The sequence below is a fragment of the Micromonospora sp. NPDC048868 genome (assembly GCF_043198195.1).
In the GTDB taxonomy this organism is placed as follows: Bacteria; Actinomycetota; Actinomycetes; order Mycobacteriales; family Micromonosporaceae; genus Micromonospora; species Micromonospora reichwaldensis.
The window spans coordinates 378,753-403,499 of sequence record NZ_JBICUN010000005.1 but is presented as its reverse complement, the minus strand read 5'-3'; the positions used below and the strand labels follow the sequence as shown (position 1 = coordinate 403,499).

The 24,747-nt window shown below is 70.9% G+C and carries 22 protein-coding genes and 1 tRNA gene; 11 read left to right on the top strand and 12 right to left on the bottom strand.

The window, feature by feature from the left end; translation table 11 throughout:
• Nucleotides 1-165 precede the first annotated feature (165 nt).
• The gene (locus ACGFNF_RS11230) at nucleotides 166-1,131 is read left to right on the top strand and encodes a hypothetical protein (RefSeq protein WP_393167319.1); all 966 of its coding nucleotides are present in this window, start codon (nucleotides 166-168) and stop codon (nucleotides 1,129-1,131) included.
• A gap of 424 nt (nucleotides 1,132-1,555) precedes the next feature.
• On the opposite strand, the gene ACGFNF_RS11225 is transcribed toward ACGFNF_RS11230, so the two are convergent.
• The 5 genes from ACGFNF_RS11225 to ACGFNF_RS11205 form a co-directional block, all read right to left on the bottom strand.
• A complete protein-coding gene (locus ACGFNF_RS11225; RefSeq protein WP_393167317.1) occupies nucleotides 1,556-1,864 on the bottom strand; it encodes a hypothetical protein in 309 nt (102 codons plus the stop codon).
• Nucleotides 1,865-1,874: 10 nt separating this feature from the next.
• A complete protein-coding gene (locus tag ACGFNF_RS11220; protein WP_393167315.1) occupies nucleotides 1,875-2,390 on the bottom strand; it encodes an HAD domain-containing protein in 516 nt (171 codons plus the stop codon).
• Nucleotides 2,387-2,524: a hypothetical protein gene (locus tag ACGFNF_RS11215; protein ID WP_393167313.1), complete on the bottom strand. Its 138-nt coding sequence runs from the start codon at nucleotides 2,522-2,524 to the stop codon at nucleotides 2,387-2,389. Before ACGFNF_RS11215 ends, ACGFNF_RS11220 begins: the two co-directional genes overlap by 4 nt.
• An 82-nt stretch (nucleotides 2,525-2,606) precedes the next feature.
• Nucleotides 2,607-3,134, bottom strand: coding sequence for a hypothetical protein (locus ACGFNF_RS11210; RefSeq protein ID WP_393167311.1), 528 nt, complete (start codon nucleotides 3,132-3,134; stop codon nucleotides 2,607-2,609).
• A gap of 403 nt (nucleotides 3,135-3,537) precedes the next feature.
• The gene (locus ACGFNF_RS11205; RefSeq protein ID WP_393167309.1) at nucleotides 3,538-4,173 is read right to left on the bottom strand and encodes a HEAT repeat domain-containing protein; all 636 of its coding nucleotides are present in this window, start codon (nucleotides 4,171-4,173) and stop codon (nucleotides 3,538-3,540) included.
• 86 nt (nucleotides 4,174-4,259) lie between these two features.
• Between ACGFNF_RS11205 and ACGFNF_RS11200 the strand changes: the two genes are divergently transcribed.
• Nucleotides 4,260-5,003: an SDR family oxidoreductase gene (locus tag ACGFNF_RS11200; protein ID WP_357577540.1), complete on the top strand. Its 744-nt coding sequence runs from the start codon at nucleotides 4,260-4,262 to the stop codon at nucleotides 5,001-5,003.
• A 205-nt stretch (nucleotides 5,004-5,208) separates the two neighbouring features.
• On the opposite strand, the gene ACGFNF_RS11195 is transcribed toward ACGFNF_RS11200, so the two are convergent.
• Nucleotides 5,209-6,324, bottom strand: a complete 1,116-nt coding sequence (locus tag ACGFNF_RS11195; protein ID WP_357577539.1) for a MerR family transcriptional regulator — start codon at nucleotides 6,322-6,324, stop codon at nucleotides 5,209-5,211.
• A gap of 287 nt (nucleotides 6,325-6,611) precedes the next feature.
• On the opposite strand from ACGFNF_RS11195, the gene ACGFNF_RS11190 reads away from it, so the two are divergent.
• From ACGFNF_RS11190 to ACGFNF_RS11155, 8 genes are all read left to right on the top strand, one after another.
• A complete protein-coding gene (locus ACGFNF_RS11190; RefSeq protein WP_393167306.1) occupies nucleotides 6,612-7,892 on the top strand; it encodes an MFS transporter in 1,281 nt (426 codons plus the stop codon).
• Between the two features lie 179 nt (nucleotides 7,893-8,071).
• The gene (locus ACGFNF_RS11185; RefSeq protein WP_357577577.1) at nucleotides 8,072-8,719 is read left to right on the top strand and encodes a DNA alkylation repair protein; all 648 of its coding nucleotides are present in this window, start codon (nucleotides 8,072-8,074) and stop codon (nucleotides 8,717-8,719) included.
• A 213-nt stretch (nucleotides 8,720-8,932) separates the two neighbouring features.
• Nucleotides 8,933-10,381 carry a rifampin monooxygenase gene (gene rox, locus ACGFNF_RS11180; RefSeq protein ID WP_393167304.1) on the top strand — a complete coding sequence of 483 codons (1,449 nt, stop codon included), beginning with the start codon at nucleotides 8,933-8,935 and terminating at the stop codon, nucleotides 10,379-10,381.
• A gap of 131 nt (nucleotides 10,382-10,512) precedes the next feature.
• Nucleotides 10,513-11,439, top strand: coding sequence for a hypothetical protein (locus tag ACGFNF_RS11175; protein ID WP_393167302.1), 927 nt, complete (start codon nucleotides 10,513-10,515; stop codon nucleotides 11,437-11,439).
• Between the two features lie 150 nt (nucleotides 11,440-11,589).
• On the top strand, nucleotides 11,590-12,030 hold the full coding sequence (locus tag ACGFNF_RS11170) for a hypothetical protein (RefSeq protein ID WP_393167354.1): 441 nt from the start codon (nucleotides 11,590-11,592) through the stop codon (nucleotides 12,028-12,030).
• A 137-nt stretch (nucleotides 12,031-12,167) separates the two neighbouring features.
• Entirely contained in the window at nucleotides 12,168-12,767 is a 600-nt protein-coding gene (locus tag ACGFNF_RS11165) for a TetR/AcrR family transcriptional regulator (protein WP_393167300.1), read from the top strand.
• On the top strand, nucleotides 12,764-14,392 hold the full coding sequence (locus tag ACGFNF_RS11160) for an isovaleryl-CoA dehydrogenase (RefSeq protein WP_357577533.1): 1,629 nt from the start codon (nucleotides 12,764-12,766) through the stop codon (nucleotides 14,390-14,392). Before ACGFNF_RS11165 ends, ACGFNF_RS11160 begins: the two co-directional genes overlap by 4 nt.
• A 209-nt stretch (nucleotides 14,393-14,601) precedes the next feature.
• Nucleotides 14,602-16,185 carry a DHA2 family efflux MFS transporter permease subunit gene (locus tag ACGFNF_RS11155; RefSeq protein ID WP_393167298.1) on the top strand — a complete coding sequence of 528 codons (1,584 nt, stop codon included), beginning with the start codon at nucleotides 14,602-14,604 and terminating at the stop codon, nucleotides 16,183-16,185.
• Nucleotides 16,186-16,236: 51 nt separating this feature from the next.
• Here the strand turns inward: ACGFNF_RS11155 and ACGFNF_RS11150 are convergent, their stop codons facing one another.
• The 5 genes from ACGFNF_RS11150 to ACGFNF_RS11130 form a co-directional block, all read right to left on the bottom strand.
• Nucleotides 16,237-18,105: an ATP-binding cassette domain-containing protein gene (locus ACGFNF_RS11150; protein WP_357577576.1), complete on the bottom strand. Its 1,869-nt coding sequence runs from the start codon at nucleotides 18,103-18,105 to the stop codon at nucleotides 16,237-16,239.
• 320 nt (nucleotides 18,106-18,425) lie between these two features.
• Complete coding sequence (locus tag ACGFNF_RS11145) at nucleotides 18,426-19,325, bottom strand: bile acid:sodium symporter family protein (RefSeq protein ID WP_357577531.1); 900 nt, start codon at nucleotides 19,323-19,325, stop codon at nucleotides 18,426-18,428.
• Nucleotides 19,326-19,490: 165 nt separating this feature from the next.
• Nucleotides 19,491-21,017: a TROVE domain-containing protein gene (locus tag ACGFNF_RS11140; protein ID WP_393167296.1), complete on the bottom strand. Its 1,527-nt coding sequence runs from the start codon at nucleotides 21,015-21,017 to the stop codon at nucleotides 19,491-19,493.
• A gap of 553 nt (nucleotides 21,018-21,570) precedes the next feature.
• Nucleotides 21,571-21,653: transfer RNA gene (locus ACGFNF_RS11135), tRNA-Ser, on the bottom strand.
• Between the two features lie 34 nt (nucleotides 21,654-21,687).
• Nucleotides 21,688-22,164, bottom strand: a complete 477-nt coding sequence (locus ACGFNF_RS11130; RefSeq protein WP_393167294.1) for a hypothetical protein — start codon at nucleotides 22,162-22,164, stop codon at nucleotides 21,688-21,690.
• Nucleotides 22,165-22,408: 244 nt separating this feature from the next.
• Here ACGFNF_RS11130 and ACGFNF_RS11125 point away from each other — a divergent pair, with 244 nt between their 5' ends.
• Nucleotides 22,409-23,350 carry a phosphotransferase gene (locus tag ACGFNF_RS11125; protein ID WP_393167292.1) on the top strand — a complete coding sequence of 314 codons (942 nt, stop codon included), beginning with the start codon at nucleotides 22,409-22,411 and terminating at the stop codon, nucleotides 23,348-23,350.
• A gap of 128 nt (nucleotides 23,351-23,478) precedes the next feature.
• Here the strand turns inward: ACGFNF_RS11125 and ACGFNF_RS11120 are convergent, their stop codons facing one another.
• Nucleotides 23,479-24,741: a ricin-type beta-trefoil lectin domain protein gene (locus tag ACGFNF_RS11120; protein WP_393167290.1), complete on the bottom strand. Its 1,263-nt coding sequence runs from the start codon at nucleotides 24,739-24,741 to the stop codon at nucleotides 23,479-23,481.
• Nucleotides 24,742-24,747 lie beyond the last annotated feature (6 nt).

Sequence of the window (24,747 nt, the reverse complement as noted above, 5' to 3'; positions counted from 1 at the left end):
CATGCACCAACGACGGCGGAGACGGCAGTGCCCACACATCAAGCACCTGCCGCTGGCCGCCTGGATTGGACGGGGCCATCGTACGTATGTGTGCCACGCGGCTCGGCTTTCAGTTGACGGGCCGGTCGCGGCGGTGCGTCCGCATCGGCAGACCGTCATGTCAAGATGACGCTCGCGATGAGAACTGACGTGGAGCGTGATCGGGCGAATCTCCTGCGGCGACTGGAGGTTTTGAAGCTGCCGGTCGCGCCGTTGCAACGCCACGGATTCGTGATGCCAGCGCAGCCAGCGGACACGATGCGGGAGCCTGAAGCGGTCGCCGTAGGTCCCGACGGCACCGCGTTGGCCGTATGGCGGTTTCGCGAGGGCGTCAATCGCAAGCAGGTGACGTGGCACGTACCCGGCAGGCGACGTGTCCTCGGTGCTGTCGATGTCGAAACCGACCTGCAGGTGAGCTTCGTGCAGCCGCTGCCCGAGGGGCGCGTGCTCCTGGCGGCTGCTCGGGCCCGGACTAGCGAAGCCAACGCCGAGGTATGGAGCAGCAGCGGCGATCTACAGCACCGGGGCCACCTCGGCGACGCCATCGAGGATCTGCTGACCACCCCCTCCGGCAAGGTGTGGGCCAGCTATTTCGACGAGGCGATGGGCGGATGCGGCCCCGAAGGCCACGGCCTGGCGCGCTTCAACAGCGACCTGACCGTCGATTGGCTGTACCCGCTGAACTCCGGGCTGCCCTACATCTCGGACTGCTACTCGCTCAACGTCGCCAGCGAAACCGCATACTTCTGTCCCTACACCCACTTCCACATCCTCTCCGCGACCGGCAGCCAGGTGACCGACTGGGGACCATCCCCGTACAGGTCTGCTCACCACCTCTTGCGACGCGGCCCGGATCTCGCACTGATCAGGGGATGGGGTCCGGAGTACGACGTCGCGACGATGCTGCGGATCAGCCGAGACGACCAACCTCAGTTGGGTGCGCAATGCCGAGTCGTGCTCCCCGACGGCATGGAAACCCGCGGATTGCAGTACATCGCCCGAGGCGGAGAGATGCACGCCTTCATCCGATCCACCTGGTATCACACCGACCTCGACAGTCTGAGCACCGCAGCGGCCGGCACCGGTGTGTAACGGGCCGCCCATCCGGTCCAGCACCCTCTCATGCCGTGATCAGCTTGCTCAGGCGTCGCAGATCAGTCGGCGGACGACTGTCCCACAATCAGGCGACGGAGGACACAGCCGGCTGCCGGCGGACTTGGAACTCTCTGTACGTCTATCGAGGCGGCCCGCAACGGGCCGCGCGCGCCGCCGCTTGGGCGCGCGTCGGCCGCGCCGCGCCAGACCAGCGCGGCGCAGGGAAGGGGCGCGCCGGGACCGCGCGGCAACGCCCCAGCATGGGGGCGGTGTCCGCCGAGGGGTGCGGTCCGTGACCCGGGAGCCGACTCAGTCTGTTCCGACAGCGGCCGTACGAGCAGCCCAGGCCCGGTTTGACGTGGCGGGATGAGCAGCCGGCCCGCTCCCTCGAAGGGCGGGTCGGTGGTCGAGATGAAGCTGCCTACTTCACCGTCTTTATCGGCTGCCCGGTCAAGGCGCTGTAGCCGACAGCAACCAAGATCATCACGCCGGCCACTGCGAACGCTACGCCCATCACCCGTTCCAGCAGGATGAAGCGCGCTAGACGCTCCTCGTGCGGCACGTCGGGTAGCGAGCGCCACGGTGGGACTCGCCGTAGCACGCTCGCCGTGGACATCGATCGCCGAACATGCCACTCCGTCACCCCGCGAAAGTTGGTGGCCAGGGCGACGCCTAGGAGGCTCACAGCCGGGCCGATGATGACAGCCGCCAGGACACGCCAGGTCTCCATTAAGCAATTGTCACATCCTGTGGTTGGCCCAGGCTGCGTTCAGCCATTGATCGAGGGCTGCAAAGTCGTCGTCGGTGAGGCCTCGCGATGCCACGACGTGATGGAGGAGGGCGTGGCCGGGATGGTGCGCGGACACCCAGTCCCGATCGGCGTCGCTGATCTCGTCGTCGACCCAGGCGAACGGGCGTCCATCCGCCCACGCGACCACGGTCCGGGTCTTCCAGTGAAGTCCGAACCACTGGTCCTCACGTTCGTGCTCGTCGGAGGCCTCCGGCCAGCGCACGACTGGTAGGCGTGGCAACCCGATCCGGGGCGCGATCTCGGTGTTCGCCTCCTCTTCCCAGGTCGTGGCCCAGACCAACGCACATGGCAGCGCCGCCAGACGATGCCCGACTTGTGGGTCGAGCCGCGCCAGATGCGAGGTCGACATGTCGCCTGACAGTTCACGCTGCGGGCCGTCCCCGAACGGAAGGAGTGGCCCATCGACATCGAGGAACAGCAGTGGACTCTCCGCAGGGTCGGTCATGCCGCGGCGAACTGTTCGCGCTCGACGAGCACGCCCTTGTCGGATCGGGCCCCGGCGCGTACGGGAGCGACCAGGTGAGGAGCGTTGACCGTGCGCCGGCGTTTCTGGGCGGATTCGATGAGCTTGAACGTCACCGCAAGGGCGCCTGCTCCGATCATGTCACCGCAGTTCACGCGACTGCCCGTCCATTTCCGCATCAACGTCCGATCTCGTCCGCTAGCCAGCGCAGGGGGTGAATCGGCTCGACCATTCCTCGTCAGGCATCCCCTGGAGGGCCAACAGCTCGAACCCGTTGCCGTCGTGGTTGACGAGCAGCGCGTCACCGAGCCTGTAGCGCTGTGGGGATTCATGGTCACGCGTCGGTGCGGCCTTGCGTTCCCCGAAGTCAAGTTGCACCCATCGGTCGTCGCCGTCGTAGGCTTGGCCGTTTCTGTTGTCACTCAGCAGCCATGTGCCCTGAGCGGATGCGGGCCGACGGCCATCGAAGTAAGTGCGCCAGATGTACTCGTCGCTCCACGTGTCCCGCAGGTCCTGAAGGAGGTGCGAAAGGTAGGCGTCCGAGATCGGATCCAGCTGTGACGACCCGTCCTGGCGGAGGTCGAGCCGGTCGCCGGAGGATCCGCACCAGGTTCCCGTCAGGTCAACGTTCGTGGGTTGCGGTGGCGGGGCTGAGGGCGCACAGCCAACCGCAGGGGTCAGGAGGAGCGTCAGCGCGGCCGTCACGGCAACGGCTCTGATCCACACGCCGACCACCCTAGGACCTTCCACCGCCGAGCGGCACAGACATGCCCGGCGCGTGCCCGATGCCGCAGTTAAGACAGGCAGACGGCAGCACGCGGCGCGACTTCAACCGAATGACTCCACCGCTTGCGACATGCGGCAAGACTGGTCAGCGATTGGAGCATCGCTCGGCGAAGTCGATGCCAGCTATCCGCCAAACTGGCCGTGCCCGCCCCGGTCCGGCGTCGATGAACACCAGGTCAGAAGCCGTTGGTGCCGACAGACACCGAAGAGGTCGCCGGTGCGATCGGTATCGCCCACCGCAGTGCAACGGATCAGAAGCCCGTCACTGGTTCACTCGGTGACCGGCTTCTCCGCTATTGCCCCTGGACGGCCGCTGCGCGGCAGATCCGGATGCCCGGGGACGTCACCGGCCTGACGCTTCGTCGATGCCGTACCGCACCATGACGTGCAGGTCCTCGGTGAGTAGGTCCCTCGCGAGGCCACGATCCAGGAACGCTGCCAACGAGCGGCCGATCTCGTCTCCTGCCACGTCGGCCAGTTCCTCATCGTGGGCGGCGCGTCGCAGGGCGTCCAGCGCGCGCGGGTCGTTCCAGTTCGCGAGGTCGACCGCGGCCTGGCACCGGAAATCTGGGTCTCCCGACTGGTCCAGCAGCACCGCGTGCAAGCGCTCCGCGCGCCAGTCCCACGGCGGTTGCTCGGCTTCCGGTAAGCCGTCGCGCAACTCCCTGGGTGGCCGGTATCCGTGCTCCTCAACGTAATGCAGGATCATCATCGGCGCGGCGTAGATGTCCCTGTCGGGCAGGTAGTAGCGGTACTCGCCGTTGCCCTTGAAGTCCCCGCAGAAGTCGCAGTCGTGCCAGCCGAGCGTGATGCTGCCGAGCCGCTGGGAGGCGGCTCTGAGCCGCTTCAACTGGGCACCGGTCATCGGCGTCGCGCTGGCGCCCTGCACTCCGTGGCGGCGCCCCAGCCACCCGACGGTCCGCATCGGCAGGGGAAAGCCGAGGTAGTCGTACGGCGACCGGTCGACGAGGTATTCCACGCCACGATCATCCAGCACGTGGAAACCGAGAACGCGCCGTCCGATCGCCGCCAGACGGCGGGTCTCCTGTCGGCCAGGCTGCTGTCATGAACAACGCACTTGACGGCAAGGTAGCTCTGGTTACTGGTGGTGGTCGTGGCATCGGCGCTGCGGTGGCGTTGCGCCTGGCGGAGGACGGCGCCGATGTGGCGTTGACGTTCCAGCAGAATCAGCAGCGCGCCGATGACGTGGTGGACCAGATCAAGGCCGCGGGACGGCGGGCCATCGCCGTGCAGGCGGACAGCGCCGACCCGGCGGCCGTGGTCGGCGCGGTCGACCGGGTCGCCGGCGAGCTGGGTCGGTTGGACATCCTGGTCAACAACGCTGGCGCGTTCCTGCTCGGACCGTTGGAGCAACTGACTCTGGAAGAGTTCGAACAGACTGTCGCGGTCAACGTCCGGGCACCGTTCGTCGCCTCCCAGGCTGCGGTGCGACACATGTCGGCCGGTGGGCGGATCATCAACATCGGCAGCAACGTGGCAGAGCGGGCCGTCTTCCCGGGCTTCGCGCTGTACGCGATGAGCAAGACCGCCCTGATCGGCCTGACCAAAGCACTCGGCCGCGAACTCGGCGGCAGAGCGATCACCGTGAACCTGGTGAATCCAGGGGCCACGGACACGGAGCTGAACCCGGCCGACGGCCCCAACGCCGACACGATCAACGGGTTCACCGCCCTCGGTCACTACGCGGACCCGGCCGATGTGGCCGCTGCGGTGGCGTTCCTCGCCAGCGCCGACGGGCGCTACGTCACCGGGGCGACGATCAACGTGGACGGCGGCTTCACCATCTGATCACCGGCTCACCGCCGCCCTGTCCACCCTTGCATCACAGCTACGGCCCGTTCCTCCGTCGGGAACGGGCCGTAGCCCTTGCCAGTCACTCGGCACCCGAGCCGGACCACCTCGATTCGGCCCGTACACCAGTGAGCCGACCAGCTTGCGTAGAGCGCTTCGCGGCACGAGCGTGCGCCGGAGCACCCGCATGCCGCACGGCGGTTCAGGCCACGAGCAGGCGGAGGCCGAGCTCTGCCGTGTCGAGGGCGAGGATGTCGCGGTTGCGTTCGGCCCACCGGCCTGAGGCGAGGTCTTCGCGGAGATTGCGGACCGCCCGCTGCTCAGCCTGCGGTCCGACTCTGGTCCACACCGAGACCGCGCGGCGGACACGTTCGTCCAGGTACGCCTCGGGCCGGCGCCAGTGTGCCTCGAAGAAGCCGTCGGCGCAGTCCCACGGGACGAGCAACGGCTCCGCGCGTCCTCCGATCGCGCTGGTCAGGTCGGCCAGTGAGGGCCAACCGACGAGAAGGTTCGCGAACTCGGGCAGGTAGTCGCGGGTGAGCCAGAACCGTTCACGCCAGCCGGTGTCATCCGCGTCGTACGTGAAGACCACCACGCGGCGGGCCACCCGCCGCATCTCACGCAGCCCGGCGACGGGGTCCGGCCAGTGGTGAAGGGTGCTGACGGCCATCGCGGCGTCGAAGGACTGGTCCTCGAACGGCAGATTCTCCGCATGGGCGGCCACGCACGGCGCCGCGCCCGCGGGACGCTGCGCCCGCATGACCGCCGACGGTTCCACGGCCGTGACGTCCCGGTCGGGTGGTTCGTAGGAGCCGGTGCCAGCCCCGACGTTCAGCACCGTCCGTGCATCCCCCAGCGCGTCCCAGATGCGGGCGGCGATCCGTGGCTCGGTGCGCCGCGTCGCCGGGTAGGCAGAGCCGATGGCGTCGTACAACTGTGCGCCGAACACCTTCAGCTGCTCCTCCGGCGTCGTCCTGATCCCCATCGCCCGTGCCTCCAGTTCCCTGTCTATGGCCGTCACCATGGCGGCAGCGCGGTCGCGCTGGTCCATCAGCAGGCCGCGCAGCCGGCACAGGTGCGCGACCGCGTCGGTGGCCGGGTCGTCGACCAGATCTGCGATCTCCCGCAGTCCGAAGCCGAGCCGCCGGTAGGCGAGCACCTCCCGCAGCCGTTCCACATCGCCCGCGGAGTAGGCCCGGTGCCCGGCCGCGGTCCGCGTGGACGGCTCCAGGAGGCCGATCTCGTCGTAGTGATGCAGGGTGCGGACGCTGACCCCGGCCAATTCCGCCACACGCCCCACCGTCAGGTGCTCCGCCACGCCCCCGACTATGTGGCATGACGTCGCGTGAGGAGCAAGCGCTCCGCCGCAGGCGACTCGTACGTCGCGGCCACCGCCGCATCCGCAACGACCGCCACCACCTCGACGACCTCGCCCCGCAACGTGCCGTTCTGCCTCGGTGGTCAGTCCCGACGGGATCGCGAAATTCGCGGCGTCCTTGCCCGACTGTTGGGCGAAGATGGAGGGCTCGTGACCGCCGCCGTGGCGCGGCACGGCGGCGGTCCGTCCGGTCTGAGGAGGCCCCCCTCTTGTTCGCACTTCCATCGATGCGCGTGTTGCGGGAGCGCGACTTCCGGCTGCTGCTCGGCGGGCGCATCACCTCGCAGCTCGGCAACCAGATCACCGTCGTGGCCCTGGCCTTCGGGGTGCTCGAACTGACCGGTTCCGCCTCCGACCTGGGGCTCGTGCTCGCCGTGGAGGCGTTCTCCCTGGCGCTGTTCCTCGTGGTCGGCGGCGCGGTCGCGGACCGGATGTCCCGGCGTCGGCTCATGATCACCGCCGACCTGGTGCGGTTCGTGTCGCAGGGCGTGATGGCGGCGCTGCTGATCTCCGGCCACGCCAGGATCTGGCATCTCCTGCTGTTGCAGGTGGTGTCCGGAATCGCCTCGGCGTTCTTCATCCCGGCCGTCAGCGCCCTGCAACCGGAGACGGTGCCGGCGGAGCGCCACCGGGAGGCCAACGCGCTGCGAGGGCTGATGATCGCGGCTGCGGGGGTGGTGGGGCCGGCTCTGGGCGGGCTGTTGGTGGTGGCGGTCGGTGCCGGTTACGCGCTGGCGTTGGATTCGCTCTCCTTCCTGCTCAGCGCCGTGCTCATCAGCGCGATCCGGGTCGGCGCCGCGCCCGTCGTCAATTCGGGCAAGAGCGTGCTGCGCGACGTTCGGGACGGCTGGCAGGACTTCCGGTCGCGCAGGTGGCTCTGGCCGGTGACGCTCCAGAGCGCGCTCGTGCGGATGCTCGGCCTGGCGCCGTTCATGGTGCTCGGCCCGCTGATCGCGAAGGACGAGCTCGGCGGGCCGGCCAGCTGGGGCCTCATCCTGGGCGCGATCAGTCTCGGGGCGTTCGTCGGTGGACTCGTCGCCATGTCGGCCCACCCCCGGCGGCCGTTGATCCCGGCGGTGGCCGGCGCGTTCCTCTTCGTACCCATGCTCCTGCTGCTCTCCGTCGCGGCTTCCCCGGTCGCCATCGCCGCGGTCGCGTTCCTCGGCGGGATCGCCCAGTCCGTCTTCTGGACGTACTGGCAGACGGCCATGCACGAGAACGTCCCGCCGGAGACCCTGTCGCGGATCAGCTCGTACGACTGGCTGGGCGCCTACACCTTCGAACCGATCGGGTACGCCCTGGCCGGCCCGGCGAGCGCCCTGATCGGGGCCGGCGCGACGCTGGTCGCCGGGGCCGGCGCCGTCGCGGTCGGCACGGCAGCGACGCTCGCGGTGCCGGAGGTACGCCGACTGCGGGCGCGGTCGGCCGGCACGGAGAACCCACAGCCAGCCAGCGCGACGGGCGGATCCGCCGACCCGGCGCGGGCACAGGGCTCTCCGGCACCTTAGGCCCACCGGCGACCGGCGGAGCCCCGGCACGCAGGCGAAGCGCCCACGACGCCACAACGCCATGGGTTGTCTCGACCATGCCCTCGCTGATCAGCTGGTTCACCCGCGCTTCCCTCGTAGGCTGAGCCGCACAGACGGGGGAGGAGGCTGGGGTGACGGAGACGACCGTGGCCGAGGTGATGGCCGAGTTGGCCGCGCTCGAGGACCCGCAGGCGCGCGAGGTGAACAGGAGACACGGTGACGACCACGGTGTGAACCTCGGCAAGCTGCGCGCCCTCGCGAAGCGGCTCAGGACGCAGCAGGAACTCGCGTGCCGGCTCTGGGCGACGGACGACACCGCGGCGAGGCTGCTGGCGATCCTGATCTGCCGCCCGAAGGCGTACGGGCGTGACGAGTTGGACGTCATGTTGCGCGAGGCGCGCACACCCAAGGTGCACGACTGGCTCGTGAACTACGTGGTGAAGAAGAACCCGCACTCCGAAGAGCTTCGCCTGGCGTGGTCCGCCGATCCCGATCCCGTGGTGGCGAGTGCCGGCTGGGCCCTGACCGCCGAACGCGTGACGAAGAAGCCCGAAGGCCTCGACCTCGAAGGACTGCTCGACGTCATCGAGGCGGAGATGGGAGACGCGCCGGATCGCCTGCAGTGGGCGATGAACGAGTGCCTGGCTCGGATCGGGATCGAGCACGCCGGGCACCGCGCCCGTGCGATCGAGATCGGTGAGCGCCTGGGGGTGCTGAAGGATTACCCGACCTCCCCGGGCTGCACGTCTCCGTTCGCGCCCGTCTGGATCACCGAGATGGTGCGCCGGCAGCAGGGCCGTTCGTGAGGAACCGGTGACGAGCGCAGCGTACTGACGGGCAGATCCTGTCGGCCTGGGAACGACAAAGGCCGCGCGTGCGGGGCCGGAGAACACCAAAGGCAAGGAGGGGAACTCCTTGCCACCATTAACATATACCGCACCTCAGGGCTTGCGGCAAGACCCCCGTCGTGGCGCAGAATCGTCGGCCGAGCGCAGAAATCGGCACACCATGGGGGATTCATGTTCGATGTGATCATTGTTGGCGGCGGCCCGACCGGCATGATGCTGGCGAGTGAATTGCGTCTTCGGGGCGTCCACGTGCTCGTGATCGAGAAGGACGCCGAGCCGCCGCCGTTCGTGCGGTCGCTCGGACTGCACGTGCGCAGTATCGAGGTGATGGATCAGCGGGGGCTGTTGGAGCGGTTCCTCGAAAACGGCAGGCAGTATCCGCTCAGGGGATTCTTCGCGGGCATCGAAAAGCCCGCCCCGATCGGGCTGGACACCGCCCACGGATACGTGCTCGGCATTCCGCAGACGCTCACCGACCGGCTGCTCGCGGAACACGCGGCCGAAGTCGGGGCCGAGATCCGGCGTGGTGGTGCGGTGGTCGGGTTGGCGGAGGACGACGACGGTGTGACCGTACACCTTGGCAGTGGCTCCGCGACCGCGTTGCGGGCGCGGTTCGTCGTCGGCTGCGACGGTGGGCGCAGCACGGTTCGGAAACTGCTCGGGGTCGGATTCCCCGGCGAGCCGTCGAAGATCGACACCCTGCTGGGCGAGATGGAGGTGACGGCGTCCCCGGAACACCTCACCGAGGTGATGACCGAGGTGCGCAGGACGGAGAAGCGGTTCGGGATCGGGCCGTCGGGCAAGCCGGGGGTGTTCCGGGCGGTCGTACCGGCGGAGGGTGTGGCCGAGGACCGTTCGGTGCCGCCGACGTTCGAGGAGTTCACGCGACAGCTACGCAGGTACGCCGGCACCGACTTCGGCGCGCACTCCCCGCGCTGGCTGTCGCGCTTCGGCGACGCGACCCGCCAGGCCGAGCGCTACCGGGTCGGCCGGGTGTTCCTGGCCGGGGACGCCGCGCACGTCCACCCGCCCATGGGTGGGCAGGGACTCAACCTCGGCATCCAGGACTCGTTCAACCTGGGCTGGAAGCTGGCGGCGGCCGTCAACGGCTGGGCGCCGGACGACCTGCTGGACAGCTACGAGTCCGAGCGGCATCCGGTGGCCGCCGACGTGCTGGACAACACCCGCGCACAGATGCAGCTGACGACCAACGAACCCGGACCACAGGCGGTTCGGCGGTTGTTGGCGCAGCTCATGGACTTCAACGACGTCAACCGGTTCCTGATGGAGAAGATCACGGCGATCGACATCCGGTACGACTTCGGTGCGGGCCACGACCTGCTCGGGCGGCGGCTGCGCGACGTCGGGCTGAAGCACGGGCGTCTGTTCGAGCTGTTGCGCACCGGCAACGGGCTGCTGCTCGACCAGACGGGGCGGCTCGCGGTGGACGGCTGGGCCGACCGGGTCGACCACGTCGCCGACGGCAGCGACGAGTGGGGCGTGCCGGCGGTACTGCTCCGGCCGGACGGGCACGTCGCGTGGGTCGGCGAGGACCAGCAGACGCTCGACGTCGCGCTCGCCAGGTGGTTCGGCACCGCGGGAACCCCTACGGCCGGGTGAGGGACGCAGGCGCGTCGAAGGTGGACAGCGACGATCGCCGTACGGGGATAGTGTGCTCGCGACCGGCCCTCACGATCGGACACCCGGATGACGCTCTCCAGGACGACGGCCACGCCGCAGTGCGACCGCCGATGATCGACCCGCGACAGGCCCACGACGTGGCCCACGCGATCGCCACGGCGGCCCTGGGCCGGGACCCCGGCCCCATGACCGTCGCCGACAGCCTCTCGCACCACGTCTACCTGGGGGCGGACGTCGTCGTGAAGGTGATCGACGCCGACCGCCACTCGCGACTGGACCGGGAGATCGCCCTCGCGCCCCACCTGCCCGCCGGCATCACGGCGCCGCTGCTCGACAGCGGGCGCTACGAGCTGGAGACCCGCGAGGTCCGCTACGCCTGCTACGCCCGCGCGCCCGGGGCGACGCCCGGCATGGACATGCCCGGCGTGGACGAGGTGACCGCGCGCCTGCTGGCGGCGGAGGCGGTGCAGCGGCTGCACGCACTGCACCGCTGGACGCCTGCGGCCCCCGCCCGGCAGACGCTGGCAGAGACGCTCGACCATGGCGGATTCGTCAGCCAGGCAGCGCTCTTCGCCGAGGTGGAGAGCCTCGCCGCCCTGAACCGGGACGGGACCATCCCTCGCCGGGTGCTCGACGGTCTGGCGGCGATAGCGGAGGGCGCGCCGGCGCAGGCGAGCGTGGCCGTCCCGGTCCACGCGGACTGCCACTGGGGGAACTGGCTCGCTCGTGACCGCAGTGTGACGGCGCTGCTGGACTTCGAGTGGGCGCGCTTCGGTGAACCGATGGATGACTGGTTCTTCCTGGTCCGGTTCAGCGGCCCGCACATGGAGGCCGTCCTCGACGTCGTCGCCGACGAGACGGGGACGTCCCCGGCCACCCTGCGCCGGGAGTGCGAGGTGCGCGAGGCGAGCTACCTCGCCGCGGACCTCCGCGTCTCGCTCCAACGCCCGGACATTCCCGCGCAGACGGTTGCCGAGAACGTCCGTGACCTCGAGGAACTCGTTCTCGAGAACCCCTGGTGGCGCCACGCCCCGTGACGCCGGCGGCGGCGTGGGCGGGTGTCCGCGCGTCCTGCGGCAGCTCTGACGCCCGGCGACGTGCCGTCCACGGGGCGGTGCCGGGGCGCGCGTCGTGCGATCATGATCCACATCGGAAGACAGTCGACTGTGGATTGGGCCTTGGTGACCATGAAGAGAGTGTTCTCGACCCTGATGGCACTGGTGACCGTCGCGTCGGTCATGACGATCGGCGCACCCGCCGCCCAGGCGGCCGGCTCCTGCTCGGGCACGATCATCTACAGCCAGGTGCAGTCCTCGGGCTACGGCGAACTGGTGATCTACTACAACAGCAGCAACGGGGGCACCAACAGCGCGTGCTTCTACCACCGCGGCGCGGCCTACGGGAAGTCGGCACCCACCTTCGTGCAGATCTACCGCTGCGCCGAGCGTTCCGGTGAGGGCGCGCACTGCACCCGCTCGGGTAGCGCGGACACCGACTCCGGTGACTTCAGCTACCACGCCGGCCCGGTCGGCGTCACCGGCACGGCGTCCTACTGCGTCGAGGCGGTCGGCTACATCGGGTGGGCGGGCGAGCGCCACCAGATCTACAGCCGCCGGCAGGGCTGCTGACCGCACCCGCCCCGCTCGGCCAGCGGGTCAGGTGTCGGCCATCGCAGAGGGGCGCCTCCCCGGGGACGGGAGGCGCCCCTCTGCCGCTCGCGGCGGCGACCTTGCCGGCAAAGATTGAATGGTGGTTCAATCCTTGCGTGGTCTACCGGAGCACCGAACGCGTGAAGGCCCGGCTCAGCGCGTCCCGGGAGCGGATCATCGCCGCCGCGCTGGAGATCATGGCCGAGCACGGGTACGCCGGCTGCTCGGTCGCCGCCGTCGCCGAGCGGGCCGGGATGGCGACCGGCAGCGTCTACCGGCACTTTCCCACCAAGGCCGACCTGGTCGCCGAGGTGTTCCGCACCGCCTCGCAGCGGGAGGTGGACGCGGTGGCGCGCGCGGCGGCGCTGGAGGGCACCGTCGCCGAGCGGGTCACCGCCGTCATCGAGACGTTCTCCGGCCGGGCGCTGCGCTCGCCCCGGTTGGCGTACGCGCTGCTCGCCGAGCCGGCCGACCCGGCGGTCGACGCCGAGCGGCTCGTCTTCCGCCGCGCGTACGCCGCGCTGATCGCCGGTCACGTCGCCCAGGGGGTGGCGAGCGGCGAACTTCCCCCGCAGGATCCCGAGCTGACCGCCACCGCGCTGGTCGGCGCCCTGGCCGAGGCGATGGTCGGCCCCCTCGCTGCCGGGGTCGCCGGGCCGCGCACCATCGAACACCTGATCACCTTCCTCCACCGCGCGCTGGGAGTGTCGCCGTGACGACGCACGAGGTCCTCAACCAGGTTCCGCCGCTGGTCGGTCACGACACGGCCGACGACGCGGCGCTGCTCGACGGGCTCGACCGCGAGGGCGCCGGCTGGGCCGCCGCCGAGCTGCACGAGCTGGGCCGCCTCGGCGGCGGCGAGCAGGCGATCGAGCACGGGCGGCTGGCGAACGAGCACCCGCCGGTCCTGCGCACCCACGACCGGCACGGCCACCGCGTCGACGAGGTGGAGTTCCACCCGGCCTGGCACGAGCTGATGCGTACCGCGGTCACGCACGGCCTGCACGCCGCGCCGTGGGCGGACGACCGGCCGGGCGCGCACGTGGCCCGCGCGGCCAAGTTCTACACCTGGCGTCCCGACGCCGGCCACGGCTGCCCGATCTCGATGACCTACGCCGCCGTGCCGGCGCTGCGGCACGCCCCGGAGCTGGCCGCGCGCTACGAGCCGCTGCTCACCGCCACGTCGTACGACTTCGGGCTGCGTCCGCCGCTGGCCAAGCGGGGACTGCTGGCCGGCATGTCGATGACGGAGAAGCAGGGCGGCTCGGACGTACGCGCCAACACCACCACCGCCCGCCCCGAGCCGGACGGCACCTACCGCCTGCTCGGGCACAAGTGGTTCACGTCGGCGCCGATGTGCGACGTCTTCCTCACCCTCGCCCAGGCGCCGGGCGGGCTCACCTGTTTCCTCGTCCCGCGCGTCCTGCCGGACGGCACGCGCAACCCGATGCGGCTGATGCGCCTCAAGGACAAGCTGGGCAACCGCTCCAACGCCTCGGCCGAGATCGAGTACGAGCACGCGGTCGCCTGGCGGGTCGGCGACGAGGGCCGTGGCGTGCGCACCATCATCGACATGGTCAACCTGACCCGCCTCGACTGCGTCATCGGCGCGGCGGCCGGCATGCGCCAGGGCGTGACCACCGCCGCCCACCACGCCACCCACCGGCAGGCCTTCGGCCGGTACCTCGTCGAGGCGCCCCTGATGCGCAACGTGCTCGCCGACCTCGCGGTCGAGTCCGAGGCCGCCACCGTCCTGATGATGCGCCTCGCCGGGGCCACCGACCGGTCCGCGCGCGGCGACGCCGGCGAGACCGCGTTCAAGCGGCTCGCCCTCGCCGTCGGCAAGTACTGGGTCTGCAAGCGCTGGCCGGCGCATGCCGCCGAGGCCCTCGAATGCCTGGGCGGCAACGGCTACGTCGAGGAGTCGGGCATGCCGAGGCTGTTCCGCGAGTCCCCGCTGAACTCGATCTGGGAGGGCTCGGGCAACGTCGCCGCGCTGGACGTGCTGCGCGCCCTCAGCAGGGAACCCGAGGTCATGGCGGCGTTCCAGGCCGAGGTCGCCGCTGCGGCCGGCGCCGACGCCCGGCTCGACGCCGCCGTACGCGAGGTGCAGGCCGAGCTGTCCGACCGCGACGACGTCGAGCTGCGGGCCCGCCGGGTCGTCGAGCGGCTCGCCCTGGTCCTGCAGGGCTCGCTGCTGGTGCGGCACGGCCACCCCGCCGTCGCCGACGCCTTCTGCGCCTCCCGGCTCGGCGGCGACCACGGCCAGGCGTACGGCACGCTGCCCCGCGGCGTCGACTTCGCCGCGATCATCTCCCGCGCCGTGCCCAAGGTGGGCTGACCGCCACCGACCGGGCCCCGACCTTCGCGCGAAGGAGCGCCCCTTCCGGCGGTCGACCCGCCCGCCGACGTGGCGTCGCCCACTCTCCGGCGGTCGGAAATCCTACGCCGATCGTCGGTGCCGCTCGTTAGTCTGCCTGCGGACAGTGTCAGCACGTGACAGGTCGAGGCACGGCTCGCGCCGGCCACCACGGGGACCCAGGAGAATTAGTGACACAACAATCCATCGCGACCTCGGACAAGCTCGACGCCTCGGTGCTCAAGATCGCCGGGGTCGTCGTCCTCGGCGCGATCATGTCGATCCTCGACGTGACGGTCGTCGGCGTCGCCCTGCCCACCTTCCAGCGCGAGTTCCAGGCGTCCTACGCCGAGGTCGCCTGGACCATGACCGCCTACACGCTGGCCCTGGCCACGGTGATCCCACTCAGCGGCTGGGCTGCCGACCGGTTCGGCACCAAACGCCTCTACATGATCGCGTTGGCCCTCTTCACGATCGGGTCGGGGCTGTGTGCCACCGCCGACACCCTCGGGGAACTGGTCGGCTACCGCGTGCTCCAGGGCCTCGGTGGCGGCATGCTCATGCCGCTGGGCATGACCATCATGACCCGGGCGGCCGGTCCGCACCGGATCGGTCGGCTGATGGCCGTCCTGGGCATCCCGATGCTGCTCGGGCCCATCGGCGGCCCGATCCTCGGTGGCTGGCTGATCGACATCGCGAGCTGGCACTGGATCTTCCTGATCAACCTGCCGATCGGCGCCGTCGGGCTCGTCTACGCCGCACTCGCGCTGCCGAAGGACAACCCCGAGCCGTCCGAGTCGTTCGACTTCCTCGGCATGCTGATGCTCTCGCCGGGGCTCGCCCTCTTCCTCTACGGCGTCTCGTCGCTGCCCGAGACCGGCACGTTCGCCGACACCGGGGTGTGGGCACCCATGCTGGTCGGCGGCGCGCTCCTTGTCGCCTTCGTCATCTACTCCTTCCGGCCCCGGCACCCCCTGCTGGACCTGCGGCTGTTCGCCAACCGCAACCTGACCATCGCGTCCGTGACCATGTTCGTGTTCATCATCGCGTTCATGGGCGCCGGCCTGCTGTTCCCGAGCTACTTCCTGCAGATCCGCGGCGAGTCGACGCTGACCGCAGGCCTGCTGATGGCGCCGCAGGGCATCGGCGCGATGGTGACCATGCCGGTGGCCGGGATGCTTGCCGACCGGGTCCCCGTCGGCCGTACCGTGCCGTTCGCGCTGGCACTCATCGCCGTCGGGTTCTTCACCTTCACCCAGGTCGACCCGCAGACCTCCTACGTCCTGCTCTGCGGGTCGCTGTTCGTCATGGGCCTGGGAATGGGCGGCACCATGATGCCGATCATGACCTCGGCGCTGAAGACGCTCAAGGCGCACGAGGTGGCCCGCGGCTCCACCCTGGTCAACATCCTCCAGCAGATCGGCGGGTCCGTGGGCGCCGCCATGATGTCGGTGATCCTCACCAGCGAGCTCAACGACTCCCGGCCGATCCCCGGGGTGACCGACCCGAGCGGGGAGCCGGTGACGGAGGCCGGTCTCGCCATCGCCCTCCAGCAGCAGCCGGAGCTGGCCGAGCAGTTCCCGGTCGACCCGTCGCTGATCCAGCGTGGCCTCGACTTCGCCGCCAGCTCCTTCGCCACCACGTTCTGGGTCGCGTTCGCGCTGGTGCTCCTCACGTTCGTCCCGGTGGCGTTCCTGCCGCGTCGGCGCGAGCCGTCGCACCTGCTCGACGGCCAGCAGGAGGGGCAGCCGAAGGCTCCCGTCATCGTCCACTGACGCGACGCTGCGGCCCCCGGGACGCCCCTGGGGGCCGCAGCGCCCGTCGGGTCAACGCTGCCGTGGCGCGGGGGCGTGCTCGTCGTGGGCGCCGTGGTAGCCGGCGGCCTGGAGGGCGAACAGTTCGGCGTACCGGCCACCGGCGGCGACGAGTTCGGCGTGACTGCCGGCCTCGACCAGCGCGCCGTCGTGCATGACGAAGATCCGGTCGGCGTGCCGGACGTTGGCCAGCCGGTGGGTGATGAGGATGGTGGTCGCCCGACCCTGCCGGTCCCGGATGGCCTGGAACAGGGCGTCCTCGGCGCGCGGGTCGAGGGCGGAGGACGGCTCGTCCATGACCAGCAGCTCGGCGTCGCGGAGGAAGCCGCGCGCGGCGGTGATGCGCTGCCACTGGCCGCCGGAGAGGTCCTGGCCCCTGGCGAACGTCCGGTCGAGCAGCGTCTCGTACCCGTCGGGGAGCTCCTGGATCATGTCGTGCGCGACGGCACGGGCGGCGGCGGCCTCGATCCGGTCCTGCCGGGCCTCGCTCTCGACGTCGCCGACGGCGATGTTCGTCGCGGCCGTGAACGGCCACTTGTGGTATTCCTGCGTGACCACCGCGATGCGGGCCCGCAGCCCGTCGAGGTCCCACTCGGGCAGGGGCCGCCCGTTCCAGCAGATGACGCCCTCGGTGGGCGCGCGGAGGGTGGCGATCATCGCGGCAAGGGTGGTCTTGCCCGAGCCGTTCTCGCCCACGAACGCCACCGTCTGCCCCGCCGTGATCGTCAGCGTCACGCGGTCCACGGCGGGGACGTCCCGGTCGGGGTAGCGCAGGCTGACCTCCCGCACGGCCAGTTCGCGCAGCGGGCCGGGGCCGGCGCCCGCCGCCGGGTCGGGCAGGTAGTCGGCGGCGCGGGTCATGAACCCGGTGTAGTCGCCGAAGTGCTGGCCCTCGGTGTAGACGCGGTCGACCTGGAAGGTGGTGACGGCCAGCGAACGCTGCGCGGCCTGCACCGCGACCACGCAGGTCGCCGCCGCCGCGAGCGGGATCTGACCGTCGACGAGCAGCAGCCCGAGCAGGAGGTAGACCACGGCGGTGGCGATTCCACCGATCACCGCCCCGACCGTGGTGGTCGTGGTGACCCGGCGGGCGAGGGCCAGCTCGATGTCGGTCTCGACCTCCATCACCCGGTCGTACTGGTCCAGCAGGAAGCGGCGCAGCCCGTAGGAGCGCAGCTCCGGCGCCGAGTCCCGCTCGGCCATCAGCCGGTGCAGCAGCCACAGTCGCCGTCGCCGCACCGAGCCGGCCGTGTAGGTCCGGTAGCGCAGGTGCCCGGCCCGCAGCGACGCCCAGGCCTTGGGCAGCGTCGCGACCAGCAGCGCCAGCAGCAGCAGCGGGTGGATGACGACGACGGCGACCGCCACGGCGAGCAGGCCGGCCAGCCCGGCGAGCAGGTTCATCGACGACTCCACCAGGTCGACAGTCGACTCGGTCCCCCGGGAGGCGCGCTCCATGTCGTCGGCGAACGCGTCGGCGTCGAACGCCTCCAGCCGTACCGCCGTGGACATCTCGAACAGGCCGCGTTCCACCTCCCGGCTCACCCGCGGGGTGAGCCCGTTCTGCGCGTACCCGGTGGCGATGCCCATGCCGGCGCGCAGCGCGGTCGCCCCCGCCAGCACGGCGAGCGCGGGCGTCGCGGCGACCACCTTCTCCGTGGTCGGGCCCCCGGCGAACAGCTCGACGAGCACCCGCTGGGTGGCCAGCAGCCCGAAGGCGGCCATCGCCCCGCCGCCGAGTGTCGCGGCGGCCACCACCGAGGTCCGGAGGCGGTCGGCCCGCCAGCTGGTCCGGACCGCCGTCCAGACCAGCCGGGGCAGTTCGGCGAACACGGTGAACAGGCCGGCTTCCGACCGCGCCTGCATCCCGGTCTCCCAGTACATCGTCCGCAGCTCCGGCAGGACCGACTGCGCCCCTGCCGGAGCCGACTGTTCCGACGTGGTGTCCCGCTCGGTGCGGGTGGCGGCTCCGGTCACGGGCGTGTCTCCTCGCTGCGCGGTGACGTGGTCGTCGGTCGCGCCCGGGTGGTGGCACGGCGGGCGGCGGGGGTCGCCCCCCACCGTCTCCACTCAGGGCATTCGACCAACTACCAATGGTCACTGCCAGCGACGCGCCGGTCCATCCCCCTGGGCCGGGAAGATGGCGCGTACTTGCCGGTGGCGCCCGGCCGGAGGGCGTCCTCCGCCCTCCGGCGCCGGGCCGCTCACGCCGCCGCGGTCGGCTGCCTCGTGGGATCGGCGGCGGCCCTGCCACGCCGCGCGGCGACGAAGCCGAAGGCGGTGGCGGTGAAGAACATCAGGATGCCGTAGATCGCCGGCGGCATACCGATGTCCGTGTTGTTGAGCAGGGCCGGGCTGAGTGCGATCGTGATGGCCAGGGTGGCGTTGTGGACGCCGATCTCGAACGACGACGCGACGGAATCCCGGTGCCCGACGCGCAGCAGGCGCGGCGCCGCGTACCCGATGGCCAGGCTGAGCAGGTTGAACAGCAGGGCGATGAGGCCGACCGCGCCGATGGTGGCGGCGAGTTCGTCCTTGACGCCGAGGACCGCGCCGACGATCACGACCATGAGGACCACGATGGAGAGGATCTTCACCGGTCGCTGCATACGCTCGGCGAACGCGGGACGCCGCTGCCGGACGACCATGCCGATCGCGATCGGGATGAGCACCAGGGCGAACACCTGGAGCACCTTGTCGAACTGGAGGCCGAGCGAGCTGTCCGAGCCCATGAACGCGGCGACGGAGAGGTTGACGATCACCGGCAGCGTGAACAGGGCGAGCACCGAGTTGATGGCGGTCAGGGTGACGTTCAGCGCGACGTTGCCCTGGAACAGGTGGCTGAAGAGGCTGGCGGTGCTGCCGCCGGGGGAGGCGGCGAGCAGCATCATGCCGACGGCCAACTCGGGGCGCAGGTCGGCGGCGAGCACCAGGCCCAGGCAGACGGCCGGCAGGACCAGCATCTGGCAGACCAGGGAGATGATCACGGCCCGGGGATAGGCGACGACGCGACGGAAGTCGGCGATGGTCAGGGTGAGGCCGAGGCCGAGCATGACGATGCCCAGCGCGATGGGGAAGAGCACGAGCGACAGACCGGTATTCACAGTGCTGGGCCTCCTGATCGCGGTACGCCAGGGATCACCGGAGCTTCACACCACGACGGGTGCGCCCGCATCTTGCAACGTGCGCAGACGACCGTCAATGGGTGTCGTCCACCGGCCGTGCCCCGGCGCCGGCCCCGGGCGACGGGGCCGACGCCGCGACGCGGGTCAGAAGGGCCACTGGTCGCGTGACCCCGCCTCGATGAGCGGAATCATCGCGAACGCGGCGTCGGATAGGCCGCCGAACGTGTGCCGGTTGCCGGCCGCCGGTGCGTGCCCGACCCGGTACCCGGCCAGGTTCCAGGTGTACACCGGTATCCGCGCGGGCACGGCGGCCGTGACGTCCGCCGCGCCGTGCCAGTGCGCCTGCTCGTCCGTGAGGATGACCACCCGGTCGTGCCCGTCGTAGTGGTCGCGCACCGCCTTCTCGGTCTGGGTCCCGGCGCCGTGGAAGTAGCCACCCTCCTTGAACCGGCGCACCGCCGCCAGCACCGACTCGCCGGCGACGGCCGGGAACACCGTGCTGGCGTTGGAGAACGACACCACGGTGGCGTCCTGCGCGCGGGCAGCCAGCGCGAGGCCGAACACCGTGGCCGCGTCCCAGCAGCGCAACGTGCCGTCCTTGCTGAACGCGGTGTTCATCGACCCCGACGTGTCGATCAGAACCAGGGTCCGCCCGTCCAGGGCGGGCACGTGCGCCAGCGCCTGCTGCAACGCCCGCTCCAACGGGTACGCCCACCGCAGGCTCGGTGCCGCGTTGTACGCCGACAGGTACCGCATCGGCAGCACGCGCGACCGGGCGACCTCGGCCGGGTCGGCCAACCTGGCCGCCACGGCCCCGGCGACGGCGTCGCTGACACCGGCCCGGTCGAAGTTGCGCAGGTTGCGCAGCAGCGCCAGGTAGCCCATTGTCGGGATGATTGCCTCCCACGCCGCGGCGTCCATCGCGGTCTGCCGCCAGCCCGCGAGGGCCTCCCAGGTCATGCCGGCCGCGCCCAGCACCGCCGGGTCGGTGATCTCCACGCGCCGCTCGACCGGCAACGCCATCAGCTCGGCCCGCGCCGCCAGCATCGTGAGGGACCCGGGCAGCGGGTTGTCGCGCTTGTGCCGGCGGTCCAGCGCGTGCCGGAAGAGGTCGCCCTGCCGCGCGTCCCGCGCCGTCGGGTGGGTCAGGTCGATGACGTCGCCGAACCGCACCGGGCTGCCGTCGGCGTCGTACTTGAGCAGGCTCCGCTCGTGGTACAGCCGCGTCACCGCGTCGGCGACGCCCCGCTTGACCGGCTTGGGCATCGTCCGGCCGTGGCGCCCCAGCCAGTACGCGAGGGCCTCGCCCGGCTCGTCGGCCCGCTGCAACGCCGAGTCCACCACCGCCCGGGAACCGGGGATGCCGGCGGCGACCTGCGCGCGGGCACCCTCCAGGGCGGCCACGACGGATGCGGAACGCAGCATCGCGCCGGTACGCAGCCACCGCACGAAGCGCGCGAACCAGTCCGGGTCTGCGACGGCCACGGCGGCGACCAGCTCGCGGAACCGGGAGTCCCGGTCGGCGGCGCCCTCGTAGAAGGTGTCCTCGCCGACCATGTTCGACACGCCCAGCAGGAACAGCTCGGCCCGTGGCTCGCGGACGAAGCCGGGCGCGCCCTCGGCGGTGACGGGCGGCTTGTCGCGCCGCAGCTTGAGGTTGAACTTGGCCATCGCGTACCCCGTGTGGGTGGAGCGGAAGGCGCGACCGCACCGCACACCCGAGACCAGAAGTCGGCGACGGACCTGTCCGCTGCTCTGCCGCTTGAGCTAGCCACCCGAAGGCGGCGGAGGACTCGAACCTCCAACCCGCGGATCCCTGAAGTAACCGTCACCTGCGCACCGGGCGTGCGGCGTGGTCGCGCCTCCCGAGATCGGAGCCGGCGACGGACGGCCTCTTCAACGGGGTGCGGGCACCCCTCCAAGATGTAACCGTCGCCTTCGCACCGGGAGGTGCGGGCACGACCGTAGCGGCGGCGGCATACAGCGGACAACGGAGTTTGCCGGCCCGTGGACGCGGAGGCCGAAACGGGCGATGCCGCGCACCCGAGATCGAGGTCCGACACAGCGCCGCGTATCACCACCGCGGGGCCCAGGCTCCCAGCCAGGAAGTAGCTGTGTCTGTCGCACCGGGTACGCGGCGCGGGCACCTCCCGAGATCAGAGCGGCAACGGAGACCGGCCCTCGCGGGCCAAGGTGACCTGGGCTGCTGGTCGACACCGCCTTCCGGCGGCGGCGGGATTCGCACCCGCGTCTCCCCGTTGGAAGCGGAAGTAGCCGTTGCCTGCGCACCGGGAGGTGCCCGCCGACGGTAGGCGACCCGTGCGGAAGTGGGCAAGCCAGTTCACTGCCGCAGCCCCAGCGTGTCCTCCCGGGTGGCTCCCGGCAACCGCCGGGCCAGCTCGCGGCGCAGCACACCCGGGCCGGGCGTCATGCCGGTGAGCGGCACCACGATCTCGTACGGGCGGCTCTGCCCGTACCCGGCCCACTGCCATCGCCTCATCGGTGGTCGGGTCCGTTCCGGATCGGCCGGCTCGACGTGCAGCGACGGCGTCAGGCGCCCGCGGACCTCGGCGCGCTCGACGTTCGACCAGTCGATCGCCAGGGTCGTGTCGCCGGGTCCCGACACCTCCAGTCGCTGGTCGTCGAGCCGCACCGGCAGGCGTGTCCGCTGGCTGCCTCCCGGTGGGGTCGGTAGCCGCCAGAAGTGGAAGAGCACGACGATCGGCAGGTACGTCCACAGCCCGTCCCACCACGGCCGGCCCCGCGCCAGGTTGACGACGACCCCGATCGCTGCGGCGGCGAGCAGCCCCAGGGCCACCCTCCCGACCAGCCGGAGGGCCGACCGTCTGAACTCGACGGTGCGAGGCTCATCGGTGCGGGTCACTGTGGCCACTTGCCCGGCCCGACGGGGTGACAAACGGCAGCAGGCCGCGACCGGGCCGGGCCTGTCCGACGGGAACGGCGGGGCCGGGTGCCGCCACGCCGTGGAGCAGCGGTCGCGGCGTACGTCGGCAGGCAACTTCGGTCGGTGGGATGTCCTACCGTCCTGATGGACTGGGCGGATGCGGATCGGAGAACTCGAGGGCATCGCGGCGGCGCTGGGCAGCAGGGTGGTGACGACGTCGGTGTTGGCGGGCGGCTTCTCCCACGAGACGTGTCTGCTCACGCTTGCTGACGGCCAGGTCGTTGCCCGGTTCGGAGGAACGGACCCGGCGATCGAGGCCGGGGTCATGGCCGCCGCCCGTCGGCACGTGCCAGTTCCGGACGTCCTGTTGGTCACGCCCGGTGAGGACGAGAGCGTGCGGCCGGCGATGGTCATCGAGTATGTGGACGGCGATGCGCTGAGCGGGGTGCTCGCCAAGGGTGGTCTCAGCCGGGTGGAAGCATGTGAGCTGGGGGCTGAGGTCGGAAGGGTCGTCGCGGAGGTCGCTGTCGTGGCGTTCGACCGACGAGGCTTCTTCCTTGACGGGGACCTCACCGTCAAGGAGGAAGACCCGTGGTCGCAGCAACTGGTTGAGGTCGCCGAAGCGTGTATGGCCGCGGTTCCCGAGGGCCGGCTCGACGGCGGGACGCGTCGCGCCTGGGTGGAGTTGTGCGCGGCTCACTCGTCGGCGCTGGAAGGCGTCGACGGTCACACCCGGCTGGTGCATGCCGACATCAACCCGAAGAACATCCTGGTCTCTCGCGTGGGCGGCGGTTGGCGGGTGGCTGCGCTGCTCGACTGGGAGTTCAGCTATTCCGGTTGCCCGTATGGCGACGCCGCGAACATGGCCCGGTTCGGCGACGACTATCCCGCCGGCTTCCTGGACGGCTTCCGCGCGGGCTTCGCTGAGCAGCAGCCTGCGGACCTGGCCCTGGTCGAGGACTGGGCCTACGTGGGGCGGGTCCTGGACATGTTCGCGTTGAGTGACCTGGTGACTCGCCCCGTGGGGCACGCCGTTGCTGACCAGGTGGCCGAGCAGGTCCGGCGTTGGGTTGGGCGTGGCGTGCCGGACAGGGTGTGACGGGTGCCGACGAGACGGTCGTGGTGCGGGACCGGCAGGACGAGCGCTGAGGGGGCGCGAGCCGGCAGGGCCGGCCGAGGCGGTGTGCCCCGGCTGACCCTGCCAACGTCCGCGTGCTGCCCGAGGGATCAGACGCGGGACCACTTCTGGTTGGCGTCGCCCGTGCAGTCCCACAGTTGGAGCTTGCCCCCGTTGTTGGGGTTGCGGTCCCGTACGTCGACGCACCGGTTGGCGCTGAGGTTGACCAGGTCACCGGCGGCGTTCAGGGTGAAGCGCTGGGCCGGGTTGCCGTTGCAGGTGACGAGGTTGACCTCGGTGCCGTTCGCCGTGCCGGCCCAGGCCGGGTCCATGCACTTGCCCATCGCCCGGATCGTGCCGTCGGAGGCGAACGTCCAGGCCTGCGCGGCGGTGCCGTTGCAGTCCCAGATCTGGAGCTTGGCCCCGTCGACCGGGTTGGCGCTCGGGATGTCGATGCAGCGACCGCTGAGCGCGCCCCGGATGGCGTTGGTGCCCGTCGGCGGGTTGCCGCCCGAGGTGTAGCCCGAGACGCGGACGTAGTCCACGAGCATCTGCTGCGGGAACTGCGTGGAGCCGTCGGGGTAGCCCGGCCAGTTGCCGCCCACCGCCACGTTGAGGATCATGAAGAAGGGGTGGTCGAACACCCAGCGGTTGCCACCGAGCCGACCCGGGTCGACCCGGTGGAACTCGACGCCGTCGAGGTACCAGATGATCGAGTTCGGCTCCCAGTCCACCCGGTAGGTGTGGAAGGCGTCGGCCAGCGGCTGGCCGATGGTGCGGCTGCCGGTGATGCCGCCGCCGCCCGAGTAGCCCGGGCCGTGGATCGTGCCGTAGACGGTGTTCGGCTCCCGGCCGATGTTCTCCATGATGTCGATCTCGCCCGCGTTCGGCCAGCCCACGCTGCCCATGTCGTTGCCGAGCATCCAGAACGCCGGCCAGATGCCCTGCCCGCGCGGGATCTTGATGCGGGCCTCGAAGCGGCCGTACGCCTGGGTGAACGTGGCCGCCGTGAGCAGCCGGGCCGAGGTGTACTCGCACCGGCCGTAGTGGCACTGGTAGTTGGCGGGGTTCTCCCGGCGGGCGGTGATCACCAGGTTGCCCTGGCCGTCGTGTACGGCGTTGCTCGTGCTGTTGGTGTAGTACTGCCGTTCGTTGTTGCCCCAGCCGCCGCCGCCGATGTCGAAGCGCCACTTGCTCTGGTTGACGGGCGTGCCGGCGGAGGCGTTGAACTCGTCCTGCCAGGTGATCCCCCCGATGGCGGCCTGCGCCGGTTCGGGGTGGACCGGCACGGAGAGGGCTGTCGTGGCGGCGATGATGGCGGTCGCGGCGAGGGCGAGCGCCCACGGCCGGCGGCGGGTACGGACTCTGAACATGTAGGA

What these genes read in the sequence shown, in the direction of transcription:
- ACGFNF_RS11225 (WP_393167317.1), bottom strand. Translation starts at nt 1,864, where the DNA reads ATGGAGACCTGGCGTGTCCTGGCGGCTGTCATCATCGGCCCGGCTGTG.
- ACGFNF_RS11125 (WP_393167292.1), top strand. Translation starts at nt 22,409, where the DNA reads ATGCGGATCGGAGAACTCGAGGGCATCGCGGCGGCGCTGGGCAGCAGG.
- ACGFNF_RS11150 (WP_357577576.1), bottom strand. Translation starts at nt 18,105, where the DNA reads ATGTACTGGGAGACCGGGATGCAGGCGCGGTCGGAAGCCGGCCTGTTC.
- ACGFNF_RS11185 (WP_357577577.1), top strand. Translation starts at nt 8,072, where the DNA reads ATGGCCGAGTTGGCCGCGCTCGAGGACCCGCAGGCGCGCGAGGTGAAC.
- ACGFNF_RS11220 (WP_393167315.1), bottom strand. Translation starts at nt 2,390, where the DNA reads ATGACCGACCCTGCGGAGAGTCCACTGCTGTTCCTCGATGTCGATGGG.
- rox (WP_393167304.1), top strand. Translation starts at nt 8,933, where the DNA reads ATGTTCGATGTGATCATTGTTGGCGGCGGCCCGACCGGCATGATGCTG.
- ACGFNF_RS11170 (WP_393167354.1), top strand. Translation starts at nt 11,590, where the DNA reads ATGAAGAGAGTGTTCTCGACCCTGATGGCACTGGTGACCGTCGCGTCG.
- ACGFNF_RS11200 (WP_357577540.1), top strand. Translation starts at nt 4,260, where the DNA reads ATGAACAACGCACTTGACGGCAAGGTAGCTCTGGTTACTGGTGGTGGT.
- ACGFNF_RS11230 (WP_393167319.1), top strand. Translation starts at nt 166, where the DNA reads ATGACGCTCGCGATGAGAACTGACGTGGAGCGTGATCGGGCGAATCTC.
- ACGFNF_RS11120 (WP_393167290.1), bottom strand. Translation starts at nt 24,741, where the DNA reads ATGTTCAGAGTCCGTACCCGCCGCCGGCCGTGGGCGCTCGCCCTCGCC.
- ACGFNF_RS11190 (WP_393167306.1), top strand. Translation starts at nt 6,612, where the DNA reads ATGCGCGTGTTGCGGGAGCGCGACTTCCGGCTGCTGCTCGGCGGGCGC.
- ACGFNF_RS11175 (WP_393167302.1), top strand. Translation starts at nt 10,513, where the DNA reads ATGATCGACCCGCGACAGGCCCACGACGTGGCCCACGCGATCGCCACG.
- ACGFNF_RS11140 (WP_393167296.1), bottom strand. Translation starts at nt 21,017, where the DNA reads ATGGCCAAGTTCAACCTCAAGCTGCGGCGCGACAAGCCGCCCGTCACC.